Origin of the sequence: Anabaena sp. CCY 9910 (assembly GCF_963920875.1) — a bacterium.
GTDB classification, from domain to species: Bacteria; Cyanobacteriota; Cyanobacteriia; order Cyanobacteriales; family Nostocaceae; genus Trichormus; species Trichormus variabilis.
On record NZ_CAWUDJ010000017.1, the window covers coordinates 112503 to 130066 of the forward strand.

Genomic DNA, 17564 nt, shown 5'->3' on the forward strand with positions numbered 1-17564 from the left:
ATTTACCCAGCACAGGACTTTAATATCCAGCCTATAATAACGCCCATTCCACCAAAGCGGACGGCTTGCCAGAAAGGTTTTTTCAGGCTACGCCAAGAAAACAACTGGCTTTCTAAGTTTAGTTCTAGCATTTCCAGTTGCTGTTTGATTTGTCGTAACTCTGTTTTAATTTCTGGGGTTTGGTATTTATTGTGCTGTAATTCTTGACGGCGTTGTTGCCATTGTGCCTGTTGTTCACGATCGCGCGTTACTTGATCATACCTTTGTTTTAAGCTCAAAAGCGATCGCTCTACTTCCTCTAGCTCCTGTTCAAAGTGCGGTTCTTGATTTTCCCCTGATGATTGTGGTTGTTTTGGCGGCTTCATGGACAAGTAGTAAACTATGATTAACAGCGAGTCTGCCAATATTTAAGGAGTCATTAGACTCAGCACTCATTACTCAGCACTTGTCAATTATGTCTCAACCTAGCCAGCTTTCTCAAACCAGTCAACTCCATGAGTTTAGCGATTTGGAACTAGCCCAAGCCCTCATGGAAAGACTGAGTATTTCACCTGACGATTGGCATCGCCTCAAGTCTAACCGCAATTCTCGTGCTAGTGAACAATTAGCCGCCGCTATGGTATTTTTGCTCAAAAACCAACCCCAGGAAGCTCTTGCTAGACTAGAACAAGCTGTTGGTTGGTTAAATCGTTCAATATCTGCCCCTCCCTGTCCATCTCATGGAAATAAGGGACTAGGGACTGGAGAGTAGGGACTGGGATAATTTACCCAATACCTAGTTCCCAATACCCATTCCCTTAATTATCGCCGCAGAGATAGACGGGGGCGGCTTTCCATTTGTTTACATAATCTCAATTCTGTGCCTTTGCGATTCCACTCTACTTGGTCAAAGATTTGGTGCAGAAGACACATTCCTCTACCGTTTTCTGATTCATCGGGTGGTAAATAGTCTGTGGGATCTTCTTCATGACTGGTTATAGGGCTAAAGCCTTGTCCCTGGTCTGATATGACCCACCAATACTGATTATCTATGAGGGAGAAACGGACTACAACTGTTTTGCTTGGGTCAAGGTTGTTGCCGTGTTTAGCTGCATTGACTAAAGCTTCTTGTAGCCCTAATCGCAGTTCTGCTTGTAGTTTGGCGGGAATTTCCGCCAACAATAAATCTAATATAGGACAAAGATAGAGAGTTGAGGCGAAACTAATAGTACCCCAATAACGTCCAACTGGACGGAGCGAAATGGTTATCACGAGAGAAACCCCATAGCTTTCAGTTAGCTAGACATCAGTTTGCTTTTGCAGGCACTCTGATAAAAATGGAGGTGGTCATACTGCCTTCAAACTTGCGTCTTTATTACTAAGTTTTGAAAATGCTGGGGAGCATTGACTCTGTTTATGAGGTTTGATTGTTGATACATAAAGCGGCTGTGAGTGATATGCTAAGAGTTTTAGCAGGCTAAGAATGGGGCAAATTACAATAGATTTGTAATTGTCTTAATGTTGCCGATTTGTACTTTAAACAATCTTATTCATGGGTTATTGGAGCCATGCAACTTTAATTTTTTTAACAAAATCATTGCTATGTTTAAGTTAATTCGATCTTAGCATTTTTACTATGCAATAGACTACAAATTTGAGATTTGAGTTTTTCTCAAGGACTAATTATCCTTACCAGACTGTGATAGCACAAGAAAAGCGGCAGCTTCCACATGAGATGTTTGGGGGAAAAAATCGGCGCTTTGGATACGTTGGATAGTATATATTCCATCTGCACACAGTAATTTGAGGTCACGAGCAAGAGTGGCTACTTTACAGCTGACGTAAACAATGCGGGCAGGTTTCGATGCTAATAAAGATTCGATGACAATGCGATCGCACCCTTTACGCGGCGGGTCTAGTAATACCACATCTGGTATTATTCCCATCTTGGGCAGCAATTTCTCAACAGCCCCCACTTGAAATTCCACATTATTAATACCATTGTGTTGGGCATTGACAATTGCCTGTTGTACAGCTTCTGGTTGCAATTCCAATCCTATAGCTTGGCGTACCTGTTTACATAAAGGTAAGGTTAAGGTACCAATGCCACAGTAGGCATCAATTAAGGTCTCATGCCCTTGCAGATTTAGTTGTGACTCAATTACTTGTAATAATGCTTCGGCGGTTTCTGTAAAAACCTGAAAAAAGGTATCGGGGCGGACTTGAAACTCCAATCCAGCAAAAATCTCTCGCAAATAGGGAACCCCAGCAATACATCTGGTTTCTCTGCCAAAAATCGCATTGGTGCGTTCAGGATTACGATTTAAGGACACACCCACCAACTGGGGATAGCGCTGCAACCATTCCTGGGCTTGCTGTTCAATTCCTGGTAAGTTTCCTTCTTTGACAACTAAAGTTAATAAAATTTCCCCTGTGCGCCTACCGATACGTAAACCAAGATGGCGAATTTGTCCTTGGTGGCGTTTTTCATCGTAGATAGGCCAGCCACGCTGTTGGATATCTTGCTTAACTTGTGCTAGTAAAGGATTTAAGCGGGGATCTTGGACTGGGCATTGATTTAAGTTAACTACATGATGGCTACCTTTTTGATAGTAACCAGCTTGTACTTGACCTGTAGCAGAAACATCGAGGGGATAGGTAGCTTTATTGCGGTAGCCTAAAGATGAGGCTGTCACCAATACGGGATCTACTGGTGGTTGAGCAAAACCACCAATGCGTTGTAAAGCTTGGATAACTTGATGGCGTTTAGCAATTAACTGATATTCATAATCTATATGTTGCCACTGACAACCGCCGCACTTGTCAGCCACAATACAACTGGGGCGAATGCGGTGAGGGGATGGTTCTAGTAGCTGGTGAACTTTGCCGTGGGCATAATTGGGTTTGACGTGTAGTAAGCGTACCAAAACGCGATCGCCTGGGACAGTATCTGGGACAAACACCACCCGTTCCATAAACCGTCCCACACCATCACCAGTATCGCTCAAGTCGGCGATCGCTACTTCAATTAATTCACCCTGATGCCAAGTAGATTTAGTCATTTGTCAGTTGTCAATTGTCCGTACTTCTTATGTTTGTCTCCCCATTCCACCAGCCCCTTCACTTCTGTACCTCCAACTCGTTAAACTAGCAAATAATATTTCGCGTGATTTAAATAATCATGACTGTAATTAGCCAAGTTATTCTCCAAGCCGACGACGAACTGCGTTATCCCAGCAGTGGCGAACTCAAGAGCATCAGTGATTTTTTACAAACTGGTGTCCAAAGAACAAGAATCGTCGCTACCTTAGCGGAAAACGAGAAGAAAATTGTTCAGGAAGCCACCAAACAACTTTGGCAGAAACGTCCTGATTTTATCGCACCTGGTGGCAACGCTTATGGCGAACGTCAGCGTGCGTTGTGTATCCGTGACTTTGGCTGGTACTTACGCCTAATTACCTATGGCGTACTAGCTGGAGACATAGAACCAATCGAAAAAATCGGCATCATTGGTGTGCGGGAAATGTACAATTCTTTGGGCGTTCCCGTACCCGGAATGGTAGAAGCCATCAATTCTCTAAAAAAAGCCTCTCTTGATTTATTAAGTTCAGAAGACGCAGCTGCTGCTGCACCTTACTTTGACTACATCATTCAGGCAATGTCCTAGTACAAAGCCTGTGCTAGTTTTAGGGGCGCTTCTGGTTTACTAAATTGAGTCTTAGGTAATAACCTCATCAATCCATAAGATTCTCATTTGATCATAACCTCCCCACATTTGGTAGTGGCTCTGGCAAGCTCTCTCTGTCAAGTTACCAACCAGATGTGGGGAAATTTTATTGCGCTTTGCGTGTCAGTTGTTAGAGACGCGATTAATCGCGTCTGTACAATTGTCAGTTTTTGAGAGGATCTGGTCTAATATCCCAACCCGCAAGTGAAGTGGTTTTACATATCTTTGCCACTAACTACTGACCCTTACGGGTTCGGCAGTTGCTACAAGTCGGGGAACCCGCCCAACGCACTGCCTCACCACTGACTACTGACAAAACTCTATCCCCTTGTGGGTGGAGTTTTTATTTAATCATTGGTCAACAGTTCCCAAACAAAAAACCGACAACTTCTTGTAGAAGACTGTCGGCAATTAGTGTGTTCCCTATTAATGACTCGGCTAGAGTTCAGTAATACTTAAATGTTGTCATCTAGTAGATTATACGTAAGCGATCTTAATCATAGACCTATGTGATTGTTATCACATTATTTTTCTGAATAACCTGTATTTACGAGAATAAATTTATTCTTTTAATAAAAAAATAGCGAAGCGGCGAGTCTGACGAATGTATTGACTTAACTATAGGAGCTTTGCGTTCATCCTAGATCCGGATAAATACTTTTGAAATCCTTCTATCGGTGGAGTTACGCCAAAACCAGAAAATTTTTATATGGAGAGAAAATTTAAAGTAGTTTCCCGACTCGCAGCACTCTGGGGTGTATAAATGTTTGAAACCCCTATACCCTTACACCCCTATACCCTTACACCCAGTCTCAACAGACAACCTGTGTGCGTCAGTCCTAGATTTATAAAAAAGCTTGGTCAATTCTCAGCAGCAAAAACTTATCCAGTAAAACAACTAACAACTGACACGCATAGCGCACTAAATCGATACAATAATGCTCTGTCCTGTTGGTGCATTATTTCCATGACCGCCACATCTCCTGCTCCCTTTTCCCCCCAAGAAATTGCTGCTGAAGGCATCAAACCAGAAGAATACGCAGAAATTGTCCGACGATTAGGCCGTCATCCCAATAAAGCTGAACTGGGAATGTTTGGGGTGATGTGGTCAGAACACTGCTGTTACAAAAATTCCCGCCCCTTACTCAAACAGTTCCCCACCACAGGCCCCCGCATTCTGGTAGGCCCAGGGGAAAATGCTGGGGTTGTAGATTTAGGTGAAGGATTGCAACTGGCATTTAAGATTGAATCTCACAACCACCCTTCAGCCGTTGAACCCTTTCAAGGAGCCGCCACTGGTGTGGGTGGCATTCTCCGAGATATTTTTACAATGGGTGCGCGTCCCATTGCTTTGTTAAATTCTCTCCGCTTTGGTTCCTTAGAAGACCCCAAAACCCAAAGATTATTCTCCGGCGTAGTTGCTGGAATTTCCCACTATGGTAACTGTGTCGGTGTTCCTACTGTCGGTGGCGAAGTTTATTTTGATCCTGCCTATTCAGGAAATCCCCTGGTGAATGTCATGGCTCTAGGATTAATGGAAACGCCAGAAATTGTCAAATCTGGAGCTGCTGGTATAGGTAATCCTGTGTTGTATGTGGGTTCCACTACGGGACGGGATGGTATGGGAGGGGCTAGTTTTGCCAGCGCGGAGTTAAGTGATGAGTCCATTGATGACCGGCCAGCCGTACAGGTAGGTGATCCTTTTTTGGAGAAGTCACTAATTGAAGCCTGTTTAGAAGCATTTAAGACAGGTGCAGTGGTTGCAGCGCAAGATATGGGCGCGGCGGGAATCACCTGTTCTACATCCGAGATGGCGGCTAAAGGTGGCGTAGGGATTGAACTAGATTTAGATAAAATTCCTGTGCGGGAAACAGGGATGATTCCCTATGAATATCTCCTATCGGAGTCTCAAGAAAGAATGTTATTTGTTGCCCACAAAGGACGGGAACAAGAATTAATTGATATTTTCCATCGTTGGGGACTACAGGCGGTTGTTGCTGGTACAGTAATCGCCGAACCTATTGTGCGTATTCTCTTTCAAGGTGCAATTGCTGCGGAAATTCCGGCTGATGCCTTAGCTGAGAATACCCCACTGTACGAGCGTGAGTTACTGGCAGAACCCCCAGAATATGCCCGTCAAGCATGGGAATGGTCATCTGACTCTTTACCTACTTGTACAACTGCTGGTATTGAGATTCAAGGAAATCTGCAAAGTTGGCAGGAGATTTTGTTAACTTTGCTCAATACTCCCACGATCGCCTCGAAAAACTGGGTGTATCGTCAATATGACCACCAAGTCCAAAATAATACGGTTTTTCTCCCCGGTGGTGCAGATGCGGCAGTTGTGCGCTTACGCCCCCTAGAAAGGCAGGGGAGCAGGGGGGCAGGGGAGCAGGGGGGAGTAAATACCCTCAGTGGTGTTGCGGCTACGGTGGACTGCAATCCTCGGTATGTTTACCTTGATCCCTATGAGGGAGCTAAGGCAGTGGTGGCAGAAGCAGCCCGGAATCTTAGCTGTGTAGGGGCAGAACCTCTGGCGGTGACAGATAACTTAAATTTTGGTAGCCCAGAAAAACCCATTGGTTATTGGCAATTGTCGGAGGCTTGTCGCGGTTTAGCGGAAGGTTGCCGAGAATTAGCAACCCCGGTCACTGGTGGTAATGTCTCTCTATATAACGAAACCCTTGATCCTCAAGGCAACCCCCAACCAATTTACCCAACGCCAGTTGTGGGGATGGTGGGATTGATTACTGATTTAACAAAAATTTGTGGTCAAGGTTGGCAAACCCCAGGTGATGTGATTTATCTTTTAGGCTCATCTACCAGTAGTTTAGGCGCATCTGAATATTTAGCGACGATTCACGACACTGTGGCAGGTAAACCTCCACGGGTAGATTTTGACTTAGAACGCCGTGTACAAAAAGTTTGTCGTGAGGGGATTTATGCTGATTGGGTACGTTCAGCCCATGATTGTGCTGAGGGGGGTTTAGTTGTTGCGCTCGCAGAATCTTGTCTTGCTGGTAACCTGGGGGCAGAAATTCACCTAGACGCATCTGGAAGTCAGTTACAACGCCTGGATGAAGTGCTATTTGGTGAGGGTGGAGCCAGAATTTTAGTATCTGTAGCATCAACACAACAGGAGAATTGGGAATCCTATTTACAGGAGCATCTAGGACAAAATTGGCAAAAATTGGGCATAGTTGGAAATACCGATGCAGATTTGGCGGTTTTAACTACCGATAACCAAAGCTTAATCCGAGTTAGTATCGAAGAAATGAACGATCGCTATCAAAATGCGATCGCCAGAAGGTTAGCCCTGTGAATCAGTAGATAGTAGGGGGCGTAATTAACAACCCCTAACTAGTGACAACTAACCAATGACAACTGACAACTGACAAATTCCCCAAATCAATAGCATCTTTAATCACAATTAAGGTACTGTTTTAATAGATGGTTAAAGATATGTTAAGAAAATTCCGCAACTATCCCTAGACATAATCCCAGTGACCCAATAGTTACGAATTATTTTGACTTGACACCCCAACCAGGAGCAAAGCTAGCATGATTCCCATTGATTCCGTCACTCCGGATGAGTACCCCAATCAGACTAACAACCCAATCGATAGTCAAGAAAATCGTCCTGACAAGCCAGAAGAGGCTTGTGGAGTTTTCGGTATTTACGCCCCAGGAGAAAATGTTGCAAAACTGACCTACTTTGGATTGTACGCCCTGCAACATCGGGGTCAAGAATCAGCTGGTATTGCCACGTTTGAGGGGACAACAGTTCACCTACATAAAGACATGGGTTTGGTTTCTCAAGTCTTTAATGAGTCGATTCTAGAAGAGTTGCCTGGTGATATTGGTGTTGGTCATACCCGTTACTCTACTACCGGTTCCAGCCGCAAAGTTAATGCCCAACCTGCTGTACTGGATACTCGTTTAGGTAAGTTAGCTTTAGCACACAATGGCAATTTAGTCAATACCGTGAAGTTGCGAGAAGAGCTAGTTAATAGTAACTGCAACCTCGTGACAACCACAGACTCAGAAATGATTGCCTTTGCGATCGCTCAAGCAGTCAACGCAGGTGCAGACTGGTTAGATGGAGCGATTCAAGCCTTTCATCGTTGCGAGGGAGCTTTTAGCTTAGTTATTGGCACTCCCGTTGGTGTGATGGGGGTGCGTGACACCAACGGCATTCGTCCTCTGGTAATTGGGACTTTGCCTGGTAATCCAGTGCGTTATGTTTTATCTTCGGAAACCTGTGGTTTAGATATTATTGGCGCTGATTATCTCCGCGACGTAGAACCAGGCGAAGTAGTTTGGATTACCGAAGAAGGTTTAGCTTCCTACCATTGGAGCCAAAAACCAGAACGAAGATTGTGTATTTTCGAGATGATTTATTTTGCTCGTCCCGATAGCCAAATGCACAACGAGACTTTATACAGTTATCGGATGCGTTTAGGACGACAGCTAGCAGCCGAATCCTACGTAGATGCTGATATTGTCTTTGGTGTCCCTGACTCTGGAATTCCTGCTGCCATTGGATTTTCTCAAGCTTCTGGTGTAGCCTACGGCGAAGGGTTAATTAAGAATCGTTATGTTGGTCGTACCTTTATTCAGCCTACCCAATCCATGCGCGAGTCAGGGATTAAAATGAAACTCAACCCCCTCAAAGACGTGCTGGCGGGTAAAAGGGTGATTATTGTTGATGACTCTATTGTCAGAGGAACTACTAGCCGTAAACTAGTTAAAGCCTTACGTGATGCTGGGGCGGCAGAAGTACATATGCGGATTTCTTCCCCACCAGTAACCCACCCTTGTTTCTACGGAATTGATACTGATACTCAGGATCAGTTAATTGCTGCTACTAAGTCAGTAGCAGAAATTGCCAAGCAATTAGAAGTAGAAAGCCTCGCCTATCTCAGTTGGGATGGGATGTTAGAAGCCACAAGAGAAGATAAAAATAGTTTCTGTTCTGCCTGTTTTACTGGCGATTACCCAGTTACTATTCCTGAGCAAGTGAAGCGGTCTAAGTTGATTTTAGAAAAGGTAGTAGTTTAGGGATTAGGAACAAATCAGTGCTGGGTTTTGAGAATTGACTCAGCACTGTCTTCAGCCTACCCAAGCTAAAATAGTCAAATATCCTCACAGTGATGGCTTATGAACCAGCCGACCACAGAAAAAGTTCGCTGGAATACCACCGACTTAGAGTTATTCCCCGAAGACGGGAAGCGGTATGAAATTATCGATGGGGAATTGTTCGTGACGAGAGCGCCTCACTGGAAACATCAGCGAGTTTGTGTCAGAATTAGTACCGCTTTAGATAATTGGTCACAGATTACTGGTCTGGGGGAAGTGGCGATCGCTCCAGGGATAATTTTTGGTGATAATGATAATGTAATTCCCGATGTTGTTTGGGCTAGCAATGAGAGACTATCTAATCTATTAGATGAGGCTGGCCTTTTGACGGCTGCACCGGAACTGGTGGTAGAGGTATTATCACTGGGAAATGAGAATGAAAGACGAGATAGAGAACTGAAACTTAAGCTCTACTCATCACAAGGTGTTAGAGAATATTGGATTATAGATTGGCGTAAGCAACAGGTGGAAATATATCGGCGTGAACAGGGGATTTTAAAGTTAGTTGTCACGTTGTTTAATGGTGATGAACTTCGCTCACCCCTGTTGCCTAATTTTACTTGCGCGATCGCTCTTTTGTTTACTTAAGTTTTTTAAACGCAGTCCCAATGAAATAAGTTTCACAATCATAGATGAAACATATCTTCCCCCTACACCCTTACACCCCTATACCCTCTTTCAAGTCAGAGGGACGCTAAGGAAAGCGCAGCGAAAAGTTCTGGAGGAGGGTTTCCCTCCGTAGGAAACTTTTCAAGAGAGAGGAACGCAGAGTATTGTTTAGTGCATTTTAGCGGCAATATCCATGTCGTCGCTTTTTAACTGACCGTCTTCCATGTAGATGATGCGATCGGCAATATCTAAGATCCGGTTGTCGTGGGTAACTAGTAGAATGGTACAGCCTTGTTCTTTGGCTAGTTTCTGCATCAGTTCTACAACATCACGTCCCGATTTTTTATCTAGGGCGGCTGTGGGTTCGTCTGCTAAAACAATTTTAGGATGACTGACGAGGGCGCGGGCGATCGCTACCCGTTGTTTTTGACCTCCAGACAAATTTTCGGCGTAGTAATTGACGCGTTCTCCTAAACCAACAGTTTCTAACATAGCGATCGCTTTGGCGTTAATGTCTTCATGAAAAAACTCATCATGCAATTCTAAAGACATTCGCACGTTTTCTTTTGCTGTTAAAAAAGTCATCAGGTTATGAGCTTGGAAGATATAACCAATTTGACGGCGTAGTTTAGTTAATTGATTTTTGCTGGCTCCACAAATTTCCTGCCCTAAAATCTTTAAGCTCCCTTCTTGAGCCGAACGCAAGCCACCCATCAAGGTTAATAAGGTAGTTTTCCCAGAGCCTGAAGGCCCTGTCATAATGACAATTTCCCCAGCGTTAATAGTCAAATTAATATCAAATAATACCTGTTTACGAAGCCCACCTGAACCAAAGTAATGATTGAGATTGCTAACAGAAATCACGGGTTCTAACGCAGATGGGAGGTTAGTGGTTCCAGGTACAAATTCTTGTAACATTGTTTTTTTAACGAGGTAGGGAGTAGAAGACAGCGACCAGGGAAAAACTAATGACAACTGACAACTGACCAATAACTAAAACACATCCGCAGGATCAGCAGAACGAAGTTTTCGCATAGCGATCGCACCAGAAGCGGTACACATGATAATAGTGAGAATAAATACGGTGATTGCCCGTTCTAGCTTCATGGCAATGGGCAACATAGTTGCAGCGTAAGTAACTTGATATAGCCCAAAAGACAAGATATACGCTGGGAGATAACCAAGGAAGGCTAATAATAATGCTTCTTGCAATAGGACTACTAACAGATAGCGGTCTGTATAGCCCATAGCTTTGAGGGTGGCGTATTCTGGCAAGTGATCAGAAACATCAGAGTAGAGAATCTGGTAAACAATCACAATACCCACAATAAAACCTACTCCCACACCTAACCCGAAAATGAAACCAATCCCAGTCCCGTTTGCCCAGTATTCTTTTTCAGTTTGGGCAAACCCTTCGGGAGTCAAGACTTTGACATCATTGGGTAGGCCTGCGGCTAGTTGCGATCGCACTTTTTCTTTATCTACCCCCGGTTTGAGGGTGATTAATCCCACTTCGATGCGCTCTGGTTTGCGTTCGGGAAATAGTCTTAAAAATGTGGAATCGCTAGCAATGACGTTACCATCAGCCGCAAAAGAAGCTCCGTTGCTAAACACACCGCTCACATTAACGCCAATATTATTGAGTTCTGTTTGAAAGCTGTTGGTTTTTTTGAAAATATCACCCACGGCTCCATATTCTGGGCGACCAGCTTGATCAAATAAGACTTGATTTAGCTGTTTAATCTGATCTTGATTTTTGCGGATTTCGGGAAATGTAAAAGCAGATGCAGCCGGATCTATACCCCATACTAAGATGGCTCTATCCTGACGAGTTTCTGGATTACGCCACTGTCCAGTACCTATGTAAAGGGGAGTTACTGACTGCACACCCTCATAACCTAAGGTTTGATATAGTCGTTCTCTAGAAAAGCTCTTGACCGAAAACAAAGTTTGAAATTGAGGGTTAATTAACACCAAATCTGCTTGTAAATTGCGGTGAGGTTTCACAGCCGCATCAAACAGCGCACTTTCAAACCCTAGCTGAATAAACATCAGCATATCGGCAAAGGTGATACCGGCAACTGCAACCGCTAACCGAGTCTTTTCCTTCATCAACTGCCGCCAAGCTAGCGGAGTTTTACGAAACATTTGAGAAAACATAATATTATTTAGCTGTTAGTCAATAGTCAACAGTCAATAGTCAAGGGTTTTCTTGCTACTTCCCAATACTCAAAATTCTTTCATTTTGAATTTTGAATCGTTTCAATTGCTGCTTGTACTTGCAAGTTGGTGAAACCTGCGACTTTTTTGCTGTCTTCAGGGTTGAGGCGAATTTTGACTTCAACGACTCGGCTATCTAGGTTTTCTCCTGGCTGGTTGCTAAATACGTTTTGTCGTCGTACCTGCAAGCCGATTTGAGAAACTTTTCCTCGCAATTCGCCGCCAAAGGCTTGACTTGTAATGGCTGCTGGCTGCCCCAGTTTCACTTTACCGATATCGGTTTGATATACTTCGGCAACAGCTAACATTTGGTTAGTTTGTGCTAGGTCAGCAATGCCATTTTCACTGATTTTTTCGCCGACACGGGTATGAATTTTGAGAATCTGTCCCGCTTGTGGCGCTCTGATATAAGCTGCTTCTAAATCGGTTGTGGCGCGTTTTAGGGAAGCGATCGCATCTTCAACTTCTGTTTGTGCTGCTTGCACATCCACTGGTCTAACTTCGGCAATACTGGTGAGTGTGGCTTTGGCTTCGCTAATTTGCTTGTTACTGGTGGCGTTAATCCGGTTCAGTGCAACTTTGGCTTCCGCTAGTTCTTTGCTAGCAGTGGAGTTAATTCGGTTCAGCACTGCTTTGGCTTCGTCTAGTTGTTCTTTGGCAGTTTCCACGCTCAAGCGTCTAGTATCAATTGCTGAACTAGAAATTGCTCCTTCTGAGTAAAGCTGCTGATAGCGTTGATATTCGGCTTCCGCATTCTTCAGTTCTGCCTCTAGCTTTCTAATTGTGGCTTCTTGGGCGATTCTGTCACCTTGCCATTGTGCTTCTATCCGCGCAATGGTTTGTTGTTGCCCTGTTCTATCGCCTTGGGATTGGGCTTGTAAGCGTTCGACGCTGGCTTGCTGGGCGCGGATATCACCAGTTTTGGCTCCAGCTTTGACTTGATTAAGTTTGGCTTGGGCAACGCGTATTTGTTTTTCGGCTTGGAGTACGGCGGTTTGCAAGCGGGCGCGGGAGTCTAAAATTGCTACTACTTGTCCGGCTTGCACTTCCTCACCTTCTTCCACTAGGATTTGGGCGACGCGATCGCCATCTAAAGCCAATGGAGCAGATAAACTGATCACTTCTGTTTCTGGTTCTAATCTACCTAGTGCAGTTATCTTGGGAGCGATCGCCTCAGTTGCTACGGCATCGGATGCACTGGTTTTACTTACTTGCCCAAACTGACTAACTGCATACAACACAATTCCTGATGTAACGGCGGTAGCTGCAATCACTAGTGCAATTACCCCTTGATTAGCAGGCTTAAATAACAGTTTTTGACTCATCTTCTCCTCACAAAATAAGTTGATTTAACCAATAAATGAAATCAATTAAGATGATAATTAGCCATTTTATTTGTTTGATTATTTTTTAAATAAAGTGTCAGCATTTTCCCTAATAAAGTACATTGTTCTTGAAAATTAATTGTCTGGTTGCACCAGAGTTTTTCTAAAATCAAGCCATTAATCAAGCTCAAAACAAAGGTTGCTATCGCTGGATCTTGAATGCCTAAAAAATCACAAACAGCTTGCTGATAGCGCTGATTAACACGTTTGAATACAATATTTTTCTGTACTTCCTCTACATCTTGACTTTGGCAAAAATCCACCCAAACATACGTCCATTTAATGCAGTAATCTTCATGCTTAATCAAATATCGACCTAAGGCTGTCATCGCCTCTTCTATCGTTTTACTTCCATCCATTTCAGCTAATGCTGCACTCACATCTTGTTGACTTATTTCTTCTACTAATTGCTCAAATAACGTTTGTTTACTGGGAAAGTAATGGTACAGCGTACCTGTAGAAACATTTAAACCTTGAGCAATTTGCCGCATGGTGATGGAACCGTAACCTTTTTCAGCAAATAAATCAAAGCATTTACTGAGCAGTTCTTTTCGATATTGGTCATGGTCAACAATCTTAGGCATAATTACGGATTATTTATATCGAACGCTCGTTATTTAATAATATCTGCTGTTATCTGGTCGTCAAGTGATGACCTTCTAGGGATTTATTTTTGGTCGGGGGATATTGTTGTGACCTTGCACAGATCAGAAAAAATTCTGGATGTGCGTAAAAGCTTTCTGTTGGAGGAACAAATATTAAATCAATATTAAATCGCTATATATTTCTTAATGTATTCTAACTTTCCGGTACTGTCAAGGCTACTGAAAATACCAACCGACTAGAGGTAAATTTTACTCCGTGTAGAGAGTGCGATCGCTATACATATAGCGATATTCTTCAGAGATTGCTAGAAAATTTCGTAATATACCAAGGGTCTGAATGAATATAATCCAAGACGGTTGTCTGGCTGCGCTTCAAAACCAGCCCTAGCTTTTCATACATCATAAAACTACAGCAAAATCTGTATACTTTCTCATACTAGGCTCATGGAATGCCAGCACAATGTCTTCTTTGGGAACACCTAAACGAACTAGATCAGTTGCGATCCCGTCTTCCGTCCAATCTTCTTCGATCCAAAATTTACCATCACGAATCCGCACATAGACCGTCATAGCAGTAACACGCTCGCCATTGTGCCAACCGAGATTCATCCAAATATATTGAGCTTTAGATTCATCCACAATCAAAAATGTCTCAATATCTGGATTTGAATGGCGGTTACTCAGTTCTATATACTCAGATAAAATGCGCTGAATTAATTTAGGATAATCCGTTAATTTATCCATTGTGTAATCTCCTCTGTCTCTAAATTTACAACAATAATTGGAAGTTGATGTTTATTGAGAATAAGTTGAGTTACGTCCTGAATAAAGAAGGAGTTGTATGCAACTGTGCTAATAGCGATATACAACTTACGGTCTGGTGCTGTTTCCTCTAGAAGATAGCGGTAGATATCATACTGACCAAGTGCCTCTTTCAAATCCTGTATCTTTGATGCGCCAATAAAGCTTTTTACTTCCACAACCAGCTTTTGCCCAGATCGTTCAGCTCCAATTGGATATTCAGCACCAAGATCAGCATACAACACGGTTCTTCGGTACTGAATGATGTAGGGGTCATCTGTAATCGACCAGCCATCGTTTATTAGTGCATTTTTTACCGATTTGTGGATGATGTCTAACTTGGGCATAGTTTAAGTATAAATCAGCCTTTGTATCGGTAAAATCATAAGTTAAATCAGCCCAAACTCAGCAACTACGCAGGTACAACAAATTTCTCTGTACCGGCTAACTCAAAAGCGGTGTGAATAACTTGCAAAGCTTGTACACCTTGTTCTTGAGAGACAACACAGCTAATTTTAATTTCGGAAGTGGCAATCATTTGAATGTTGATTTGTTGTTTAGCTAATGCTTCAAACATTTTGGCAGCTACACCTGGTTGTCCTACCATCCCGGCACCAACAATACTAACTTTAGCGATCGCACTATCCAATACCACATCACCCCAACCCAACTCTGGGGCTACTTGACACAGCAATTTTTGGGCAGTTTCCCCATCCATGCGGGGGACTGTAAAAGCAATATCCCGGCGGGGAACACCATCAACAATGCGACAACGTTGAGACTGAATAATCATGTCTACGCTGATATTGTGCTGGGCGAGAATACCAAACAACTGCGCCGCCATCCCTGGGCGGTCTGGGACTTGACGAATAGCCAGACGGGCTTGATTTAAGTCTAAGGCGACACCGCGAACGGGAGGGGAGTTGTGAGTGGAGAGGGAAGGGGGAGTGAGGGAGTGGAGAGGGGTTTCGATTTCAAAGGCTTTGCGGAGGGCGATGATAGCGCGATCGCCATCTAGGGCATCAATAACACAACTAACTTTGACTTCGCTGGTGGAAATCATTTGAATATTTACCCCAGCTTCGGCTAAGGTAGCGAACATTTTGGCGGCTACCCCAGGACGGCCGATCATCCCTGCACCAGCAATACTGACTTTGGCAATGTTTTGTTCTACCATCACCTCAGCTTCGTCTGATTTGGGATGAGATGGACTGCGGAGGGATGGGGCGATCGCGGCGGCTACGGCTTCTGCTCGTTTTAATATAGGTGTGGTAACAGTAAAGGCGATGTCGTTACTGTTACCTTCGTGGATTGATTGAATAATTAAATCTACGTCTACTTTTTGACGGGAAATTTCCCCAAATAATCTTGCTGCTACACCTGGTCTATCGGGTACGCGTAACAGAGCGACCTTGGCTTGGTCTGTATCAAGTTCTACATCATCCACCGGCCGGGCTAGTTCTAAATTGATGAGCGATCGCCCTTGGGGTTTTGGTGTAGTTACCCATGTACCAGGGTCATCTGTCCAGCTAGACTTGACCACCAGAGGCATACCATAGTTACGGGCAATTTCCACCGCACGGGGATGTAACACTTTTGCCCCTAAACTTGCCAACTCCAGCATCTCATTACAGGTGATTTCACCCATTAACTGAGCTTCAGGCACGATGCGGGGGTCTGTAGTTAAAATCCCTGGTACGTCTGTATAAATTTCACAAAAATCTGCCTGTAATGCTGCTGCTAAAGCCACGGCTGATGTATCGGAACCACCACGTCCCAAAGTGGTGATTTCTAGTGAGCCATTGCTGGATATCCCTTGAAAACCAGCTACTACAACTACTTTACCTTCCTGAATATGGCCTTCTACTCGTTCAGTTTCGATGTGTAAAATTCTGGCGCGGGTGTGTTCAGCTTCTGTCACAATTCCTACTTGAGCGCCAGTCATGGAAATCGCTGGTTGTCCAAGTTCTTGCAATGCCATACTAAGTAGAGCAATGGTGACTTGTTCCCCTGTGGAGAGTAACATATCCATTTCCCGACGATTAGGATTGCGAGAAATTTCATTGGCTAGTTTGACGAGTCCATCGGTGGTTTTGCCCATCGCAGAAACCACTACAACCAGCGAATTTCCTGCTTTCACTGTTTTGTAGACACGCTGTGCCACTGCTTGAATACGTTCTACTGAACCGACAGATGAACCACCGAACTTCTGAACTATAAGCGCCATAACTTTTATCTAACCAAGTTGCCTACTTATTTCCATGCTTCCGCCGCTTGAGGAAGGCTTGAAGGCTTGTTAGTAATCTAGTGTACTAAACATCGTGCAATGTACAGGCAATAAGTTAACGCGATGTGCGACTTATTCTTAAAAACCCTCTCCATAGTTTGCTTTTACGATGGCGTAAGCCTACCCGCAGGGTACATCTCCCCTGCAAGGAGAAGCCACTGCGTTGCGCGGGTTCCCCGCGTTGTAGCAAGTGATTCATATAGTTTTATTGAACTTTGCCATCAGGAAGCGATGTCCTTCAGGCAATGGTGCTAAATATGCCTAAATATTTTATGTTGAACAGAGAAATTGTGGGCGCGATCGCCTGCGATATCGACATATAGGTTTAAAAATTAGGCATTAAGAAAACACGTAAATATCCAAAGGCTCAGATACCGGACTTCTTCAAGAAGTCCGGTATCTTTTTTTTGTTCGTAACTTATGTAGGATTGCTGGATACATTTGTCTTGCCACAATCGGCAAAAGATGCGAGAATTTACCGGTAAAACTAATTAACCAAATATTTTGAGGCTTTGCGATTCAAGGTCTCTACGCATTCGCACGATTTTCCAACCCAAAACAGGACAGTACAAATATGGCTACTACAGGAACAAACGGCAACGATAATTTAAGCGGCACTTCTGGCGACGATACTATTCAAGGCTTCAATGGTAATGATACACTTTCTGGGCTAGGTGGAAATGACCGTTTGGAAGGTGGGCGGGGTGATGATACTTTAACCGGCGGTGCTGGTAACGATGTCTTTAACTTTGAACAACTACAAGACAATGATGTAGTCACAGATTTTGTACGTGGACAAGACAAGATTGACC

The 17564-nt window shown here is 43.7% G+C and carries 16 protein-coding genes; 6 read left to right on the top strand and 10 right to left on the bottom strand.

The genetic code is table 11. From position 1 onward, the window contains the following. Positions 1-2: 2 nt before the first annotated feature. Positions 3-365, bottom strand: a complete 363-nt coding sequence (locus ACM5QX_RS14805) for a hypothetical protein (RefSeq protein WP_190567310.1) — start codon at positions 363-365, stop codon at positions 3-5. Positions 366-454: 89 nt separating this feature from the next. On the opposite strand from ACM5QX_RS14805, the gene ACM5QX_RS14810 reads away from it, so the two are divergent. Continuing rightward, positions 455-751 (top strand): DUF6439 family protein, encoded by a 297-nt coding sequence (locus ACM5QX_RS14810; RefSeq protein ID WP_414754210.1) that lies wholly within the window; start codon positions 455-457, stop codon positions 749-751. A 50-nt stretch (positions 752-801) separates the two neighbouring features. Here the strand turns inward: ACM5QX_RS14810 and ACM5QX_RS14815 are convergent, their stop codons facing one another. Together ACM5QX_RS14815 and rlmD are read right to left on the bottom strand one after the other, a co-directional pair. Continuing rightward, positions 802-1251, bottom strand: coding sequence for an ATP-binding protein (locus tag ACM5QX_RS14815; RefSeq protein WP_010997799.1), 450 nt, complete (start codon positions 1249-1251; stop codon positions 802-804). Between the two features lie 407 nt (positions 1252-1658). Next, positions 1659-3041 (bottom strand): 23S rRNA (uracil(1939)-C(5))-methyltransferase RlmD, encoded by a 1383-nt coding sequence (gene rlmD, locus ACM5QX_RS14820; RefSeq protein WP_414754211.1) that lies wholly within the window; start codon positions 3039-3041, stop codon positions 1659-1661. A 119-nt stretch (positions 3042-3160) separates the two neighbouring features. Between rlmD and ACM5QX_RS14825 the strand changes: the two genes are divergently transcribed. The 4 genes from ACM5QX_RS14825 to ACM5QX_RS14840 all read left to right on the top strand — a co-directional run bounded on the left by ACM5QX_RS14825 (position 3161) and on the right by ACM5QX_RS14840 (position 9433). Beyond that, positions 3161-3646 carry an allophycocyanin subunit alpha-B gene (locus ACM5QX_RS14825; RefSeq protein ID WP_010997797.1) on the top strand — a complete coding sequence of 162 codons (486 nt, stop codon included), beginning with the start codon at positions 3161-3163 and terminating at the stop codon, positions 3644-3646. 1027 nt (positions 3647-4673) lie between these two features. After that, positions 4674-7028: a phosphoribosylformylglycinamidine synthase subunit PurL gene (gene purL, locus ACM5QX_RS14830; RefSeq protein WP_414754212.1), complete on the top strand. Its 2355-nt coding sequence runs from the start codon at positions 4674-4676 to the stop codon at positions 7026-7028. A gap of 239 nt (positions 7029-7267) precedes the next feature. After that, the gene (gene purF, locus ACM5QX_RS14835; RefSeq protein WP_414754213.1) at positions 7268-8767 is read left to right on the top strand and encodes an amidophosphoribosyltransferase; all 1500 of its coding nucleotides are present in this window, start codon (positions 7268-7270) and stop codon (positions 8765-8767) included. A gap of 99 nt (positions 8768-8866) precedes the next feature. Then, positions 8867-9433, top strand: coding sequence for a Uma2 family endonuclease (locus tag ACM5QX_RS14840; protein WP_414754214.1), 567 nt, complete (start codon positions 8867-8869; stop codon positions 9431-9433). Positions 9434-9622: 189 nt separating this feature from the next. Here the strand turns inward: ACM5QX_RS14840 and ACM5QX_RS14845 are convergent, their stop codons facing one another. The 7 genes from ACM5QX_RS14845 to ACM5QX_RS14875 form a co-directional block, all read right to left on the bottom strand. Further along, complete coding sequence (locus ACM5QX_RS14845) at positions 9623-10372, bottom strand: DevA family ABC transporter ATP-binding protein (protein ID WP_414754215.1); 750 nt, start codon at positions 10370-10372, stop codon at positions 9623-9625. A 75-nt stretch (positions 10373-10447) separates the two neighbouring features. Beyond that, complete coding sequence (gene devC / locus ACM5QX_RS14850) at positions 10448-11614, bottom strand: ABC transporter permease DevC (RefSeq protein WP_414754216.1); 1167 nt, start codon at positions 11612-11614, stop codon at positions 10448-10450. 80 nt (positions 11615-11694) lie between these two features. Beyond that, the gene (locus ACM5QX_RS14855) at positions 11695-12999 is read right to left on the bottom strand and encodes an ABC exporter membrane fusion protein (RefSeq protein WP_414754217.1); all 1305 of its coding nucleotides are present in this window, start codon (positions 12997-12999) and stop codon (positions 11695-11697) included. 41 nt (positions 13000-13040) lie between these two features. Further along, positions 13041-13643 carry a TetR/AcrR family transcriptional regulator gene (locus ACM5QX_RS14860; RefSeq protein WP_414754218.1) on the bottom strand — a complete coding sequence of 201 codons (603 nt, stop codon included), beginning with the start codon at positions 13641-13643 and terminating at the stop codon, positions 13041-13043. A 420-nt stretch (positions 13644-14063) separates the two neighbouring features. Continuing rightward, positions 14064-14408 carry a XisI protein gene (locus ACM5QX_RS14865; RefSeq protein ID WP_414754219.1) on the bottom strand — a complete coding sequence of 115 codons (345 nt, stop codon included), beginning with the start codon at positions 14406-14408 and terminating at the stop codon, positions 14064-14066. Next, positions 14396-14812: an element excision factor XisH family protein gene (locus tag ACM5QX_RS14870; protein WP_414754220.1), complete on the bottom strand. Its 417-nt coding sequence runs from the start codon at positions 14810-14812 to the stop codon at positions 14396-14398. The genes ACM5QX_RS14865 and ACM5QX_RS14870 overlap by 13 nt, the downstream gene beginning before the upstream one ends. 65 nt (positions 14813-14877) lie before the next feature. After that, on the bottom strand, positions 14878-16692 hold the full coding sequence (locus ACM5QX_RS14875; protein WP_414754221.1) for an aspartate kinase: 1815 nt from the start codon (positions 16690-16692) through the stop codon (positions 14878-14880). A gap of 634 nt (positions 16693-17326) precedes the next feature. Between ACM5QX_RS14875 and ACM5QX_RS14880 the strand changes: the two genes are divergently transcribed. Further along, positions 17327-17564: M10 family metallopeptidase C-terminal domain-containing protein (locus ACM5QX_RS14880; protein WP_414754222.1), on the top strand; the 238-nt coding region annotated here is incomplete at its 3' end.

Bases quoted from the DNA above. Each gene is read 5' to 3' on its own strand.
- ACM5QX_RS14805 (WP_190567310.1), bottom strand. From the start codon at position 365: ATGAAGCCGCCAAAACAACCACAATCATCAGGGGAAAATCAAGAACCG.
- ACM5QX_RS14810 (WP_414754210.1), top strand. From the start codon at position 455: ATGTCTCAACCTAGCCAGCTTTCTCAAACCAGTCAACTCCATGAGTTT.
- rlmD (WP_414754211.1), bottom strand. From the start codon at position 3,041: ATGACTAAATCTACTTGGCATCAGGGTGAATTAATTGAAGTAGCGATC.
- ACM5QX_RS14825 (WP_010997797.1), top strand. From the start codon at position 3,161: ATGACTGTAATTAGCCAAGTTATTCTCCAAGCCGACGACGAACTGCGT.
- purL (WP_414754212.1), top strand. From the start codon at position 4,674: ATGACCGCCACATCTCCTGCTCCCTTTTCCCCCCAAGAAATTGCTGCT.
- purF (WP_414754213.1), top strand. From the start codon at position 7,268: ATGATTCCCATTGATTCCGTCACTCCGGATGAGTACCCCAATCAGACT.
- ACM5QX_RS14840 (WP_414754214.1), top strand. From the start codon at position 8,867: ATGAACCAGCCGACCACAGAAAAAGTTCGCTGGAATACCACCGACTTA.
- ACM5QX_RS14845 (WP_414754215.1), bottom strand. From the start codon at position 10,372: ATGTTACAAGAATTTGTACCTGGAACCACTAACCTCCCATCTGCGTTA.
- devC (WP_414754216.1), bottom strand. From the start codon at position 11,614: ATGTTTTCTCAAATGTTTCGTAAAACTCCGCTAGCTTGGCGGCAGTTG.
- ACM5QX_RS14855 (WP_414754217.1), bottom strand. From the start codon at position 12,999: ATGAGTCAAAAACTGTTATTTAAGCCTGCTAATCAAGGGGTAATTGCA.
- ACM5QX_RS14860 (WP_414754218.1), bottom strand. From the start codon at position 13,643: ATGCCTAAGATTGTTGACCATGACCAATATCGAAAAGAACTGCTCAGT.
- ACM5QX_RS14865 (WP_414754219.1), bottom strand. From the start codon at position 14,408: ATGGATAAATTAACGGATTATCCTAAATTAATTCAGCGCATTTTATCT.
- ACM5QX_RS14870 (WP_414754220.1), bottom strand. From the start codon at position 14,812: ATGCCCAAGTTAGACATCATCCACAAATCGGTAAAAAATGCACTAATA.
- ACM5QX_RS14875 (WP_414754221.1), bottom strand. From the start codon at position 16,692: ATGGCGCTTATAGTTCAGAAGTTCGGTGGTTCATCTGTCGGTTCAGTA.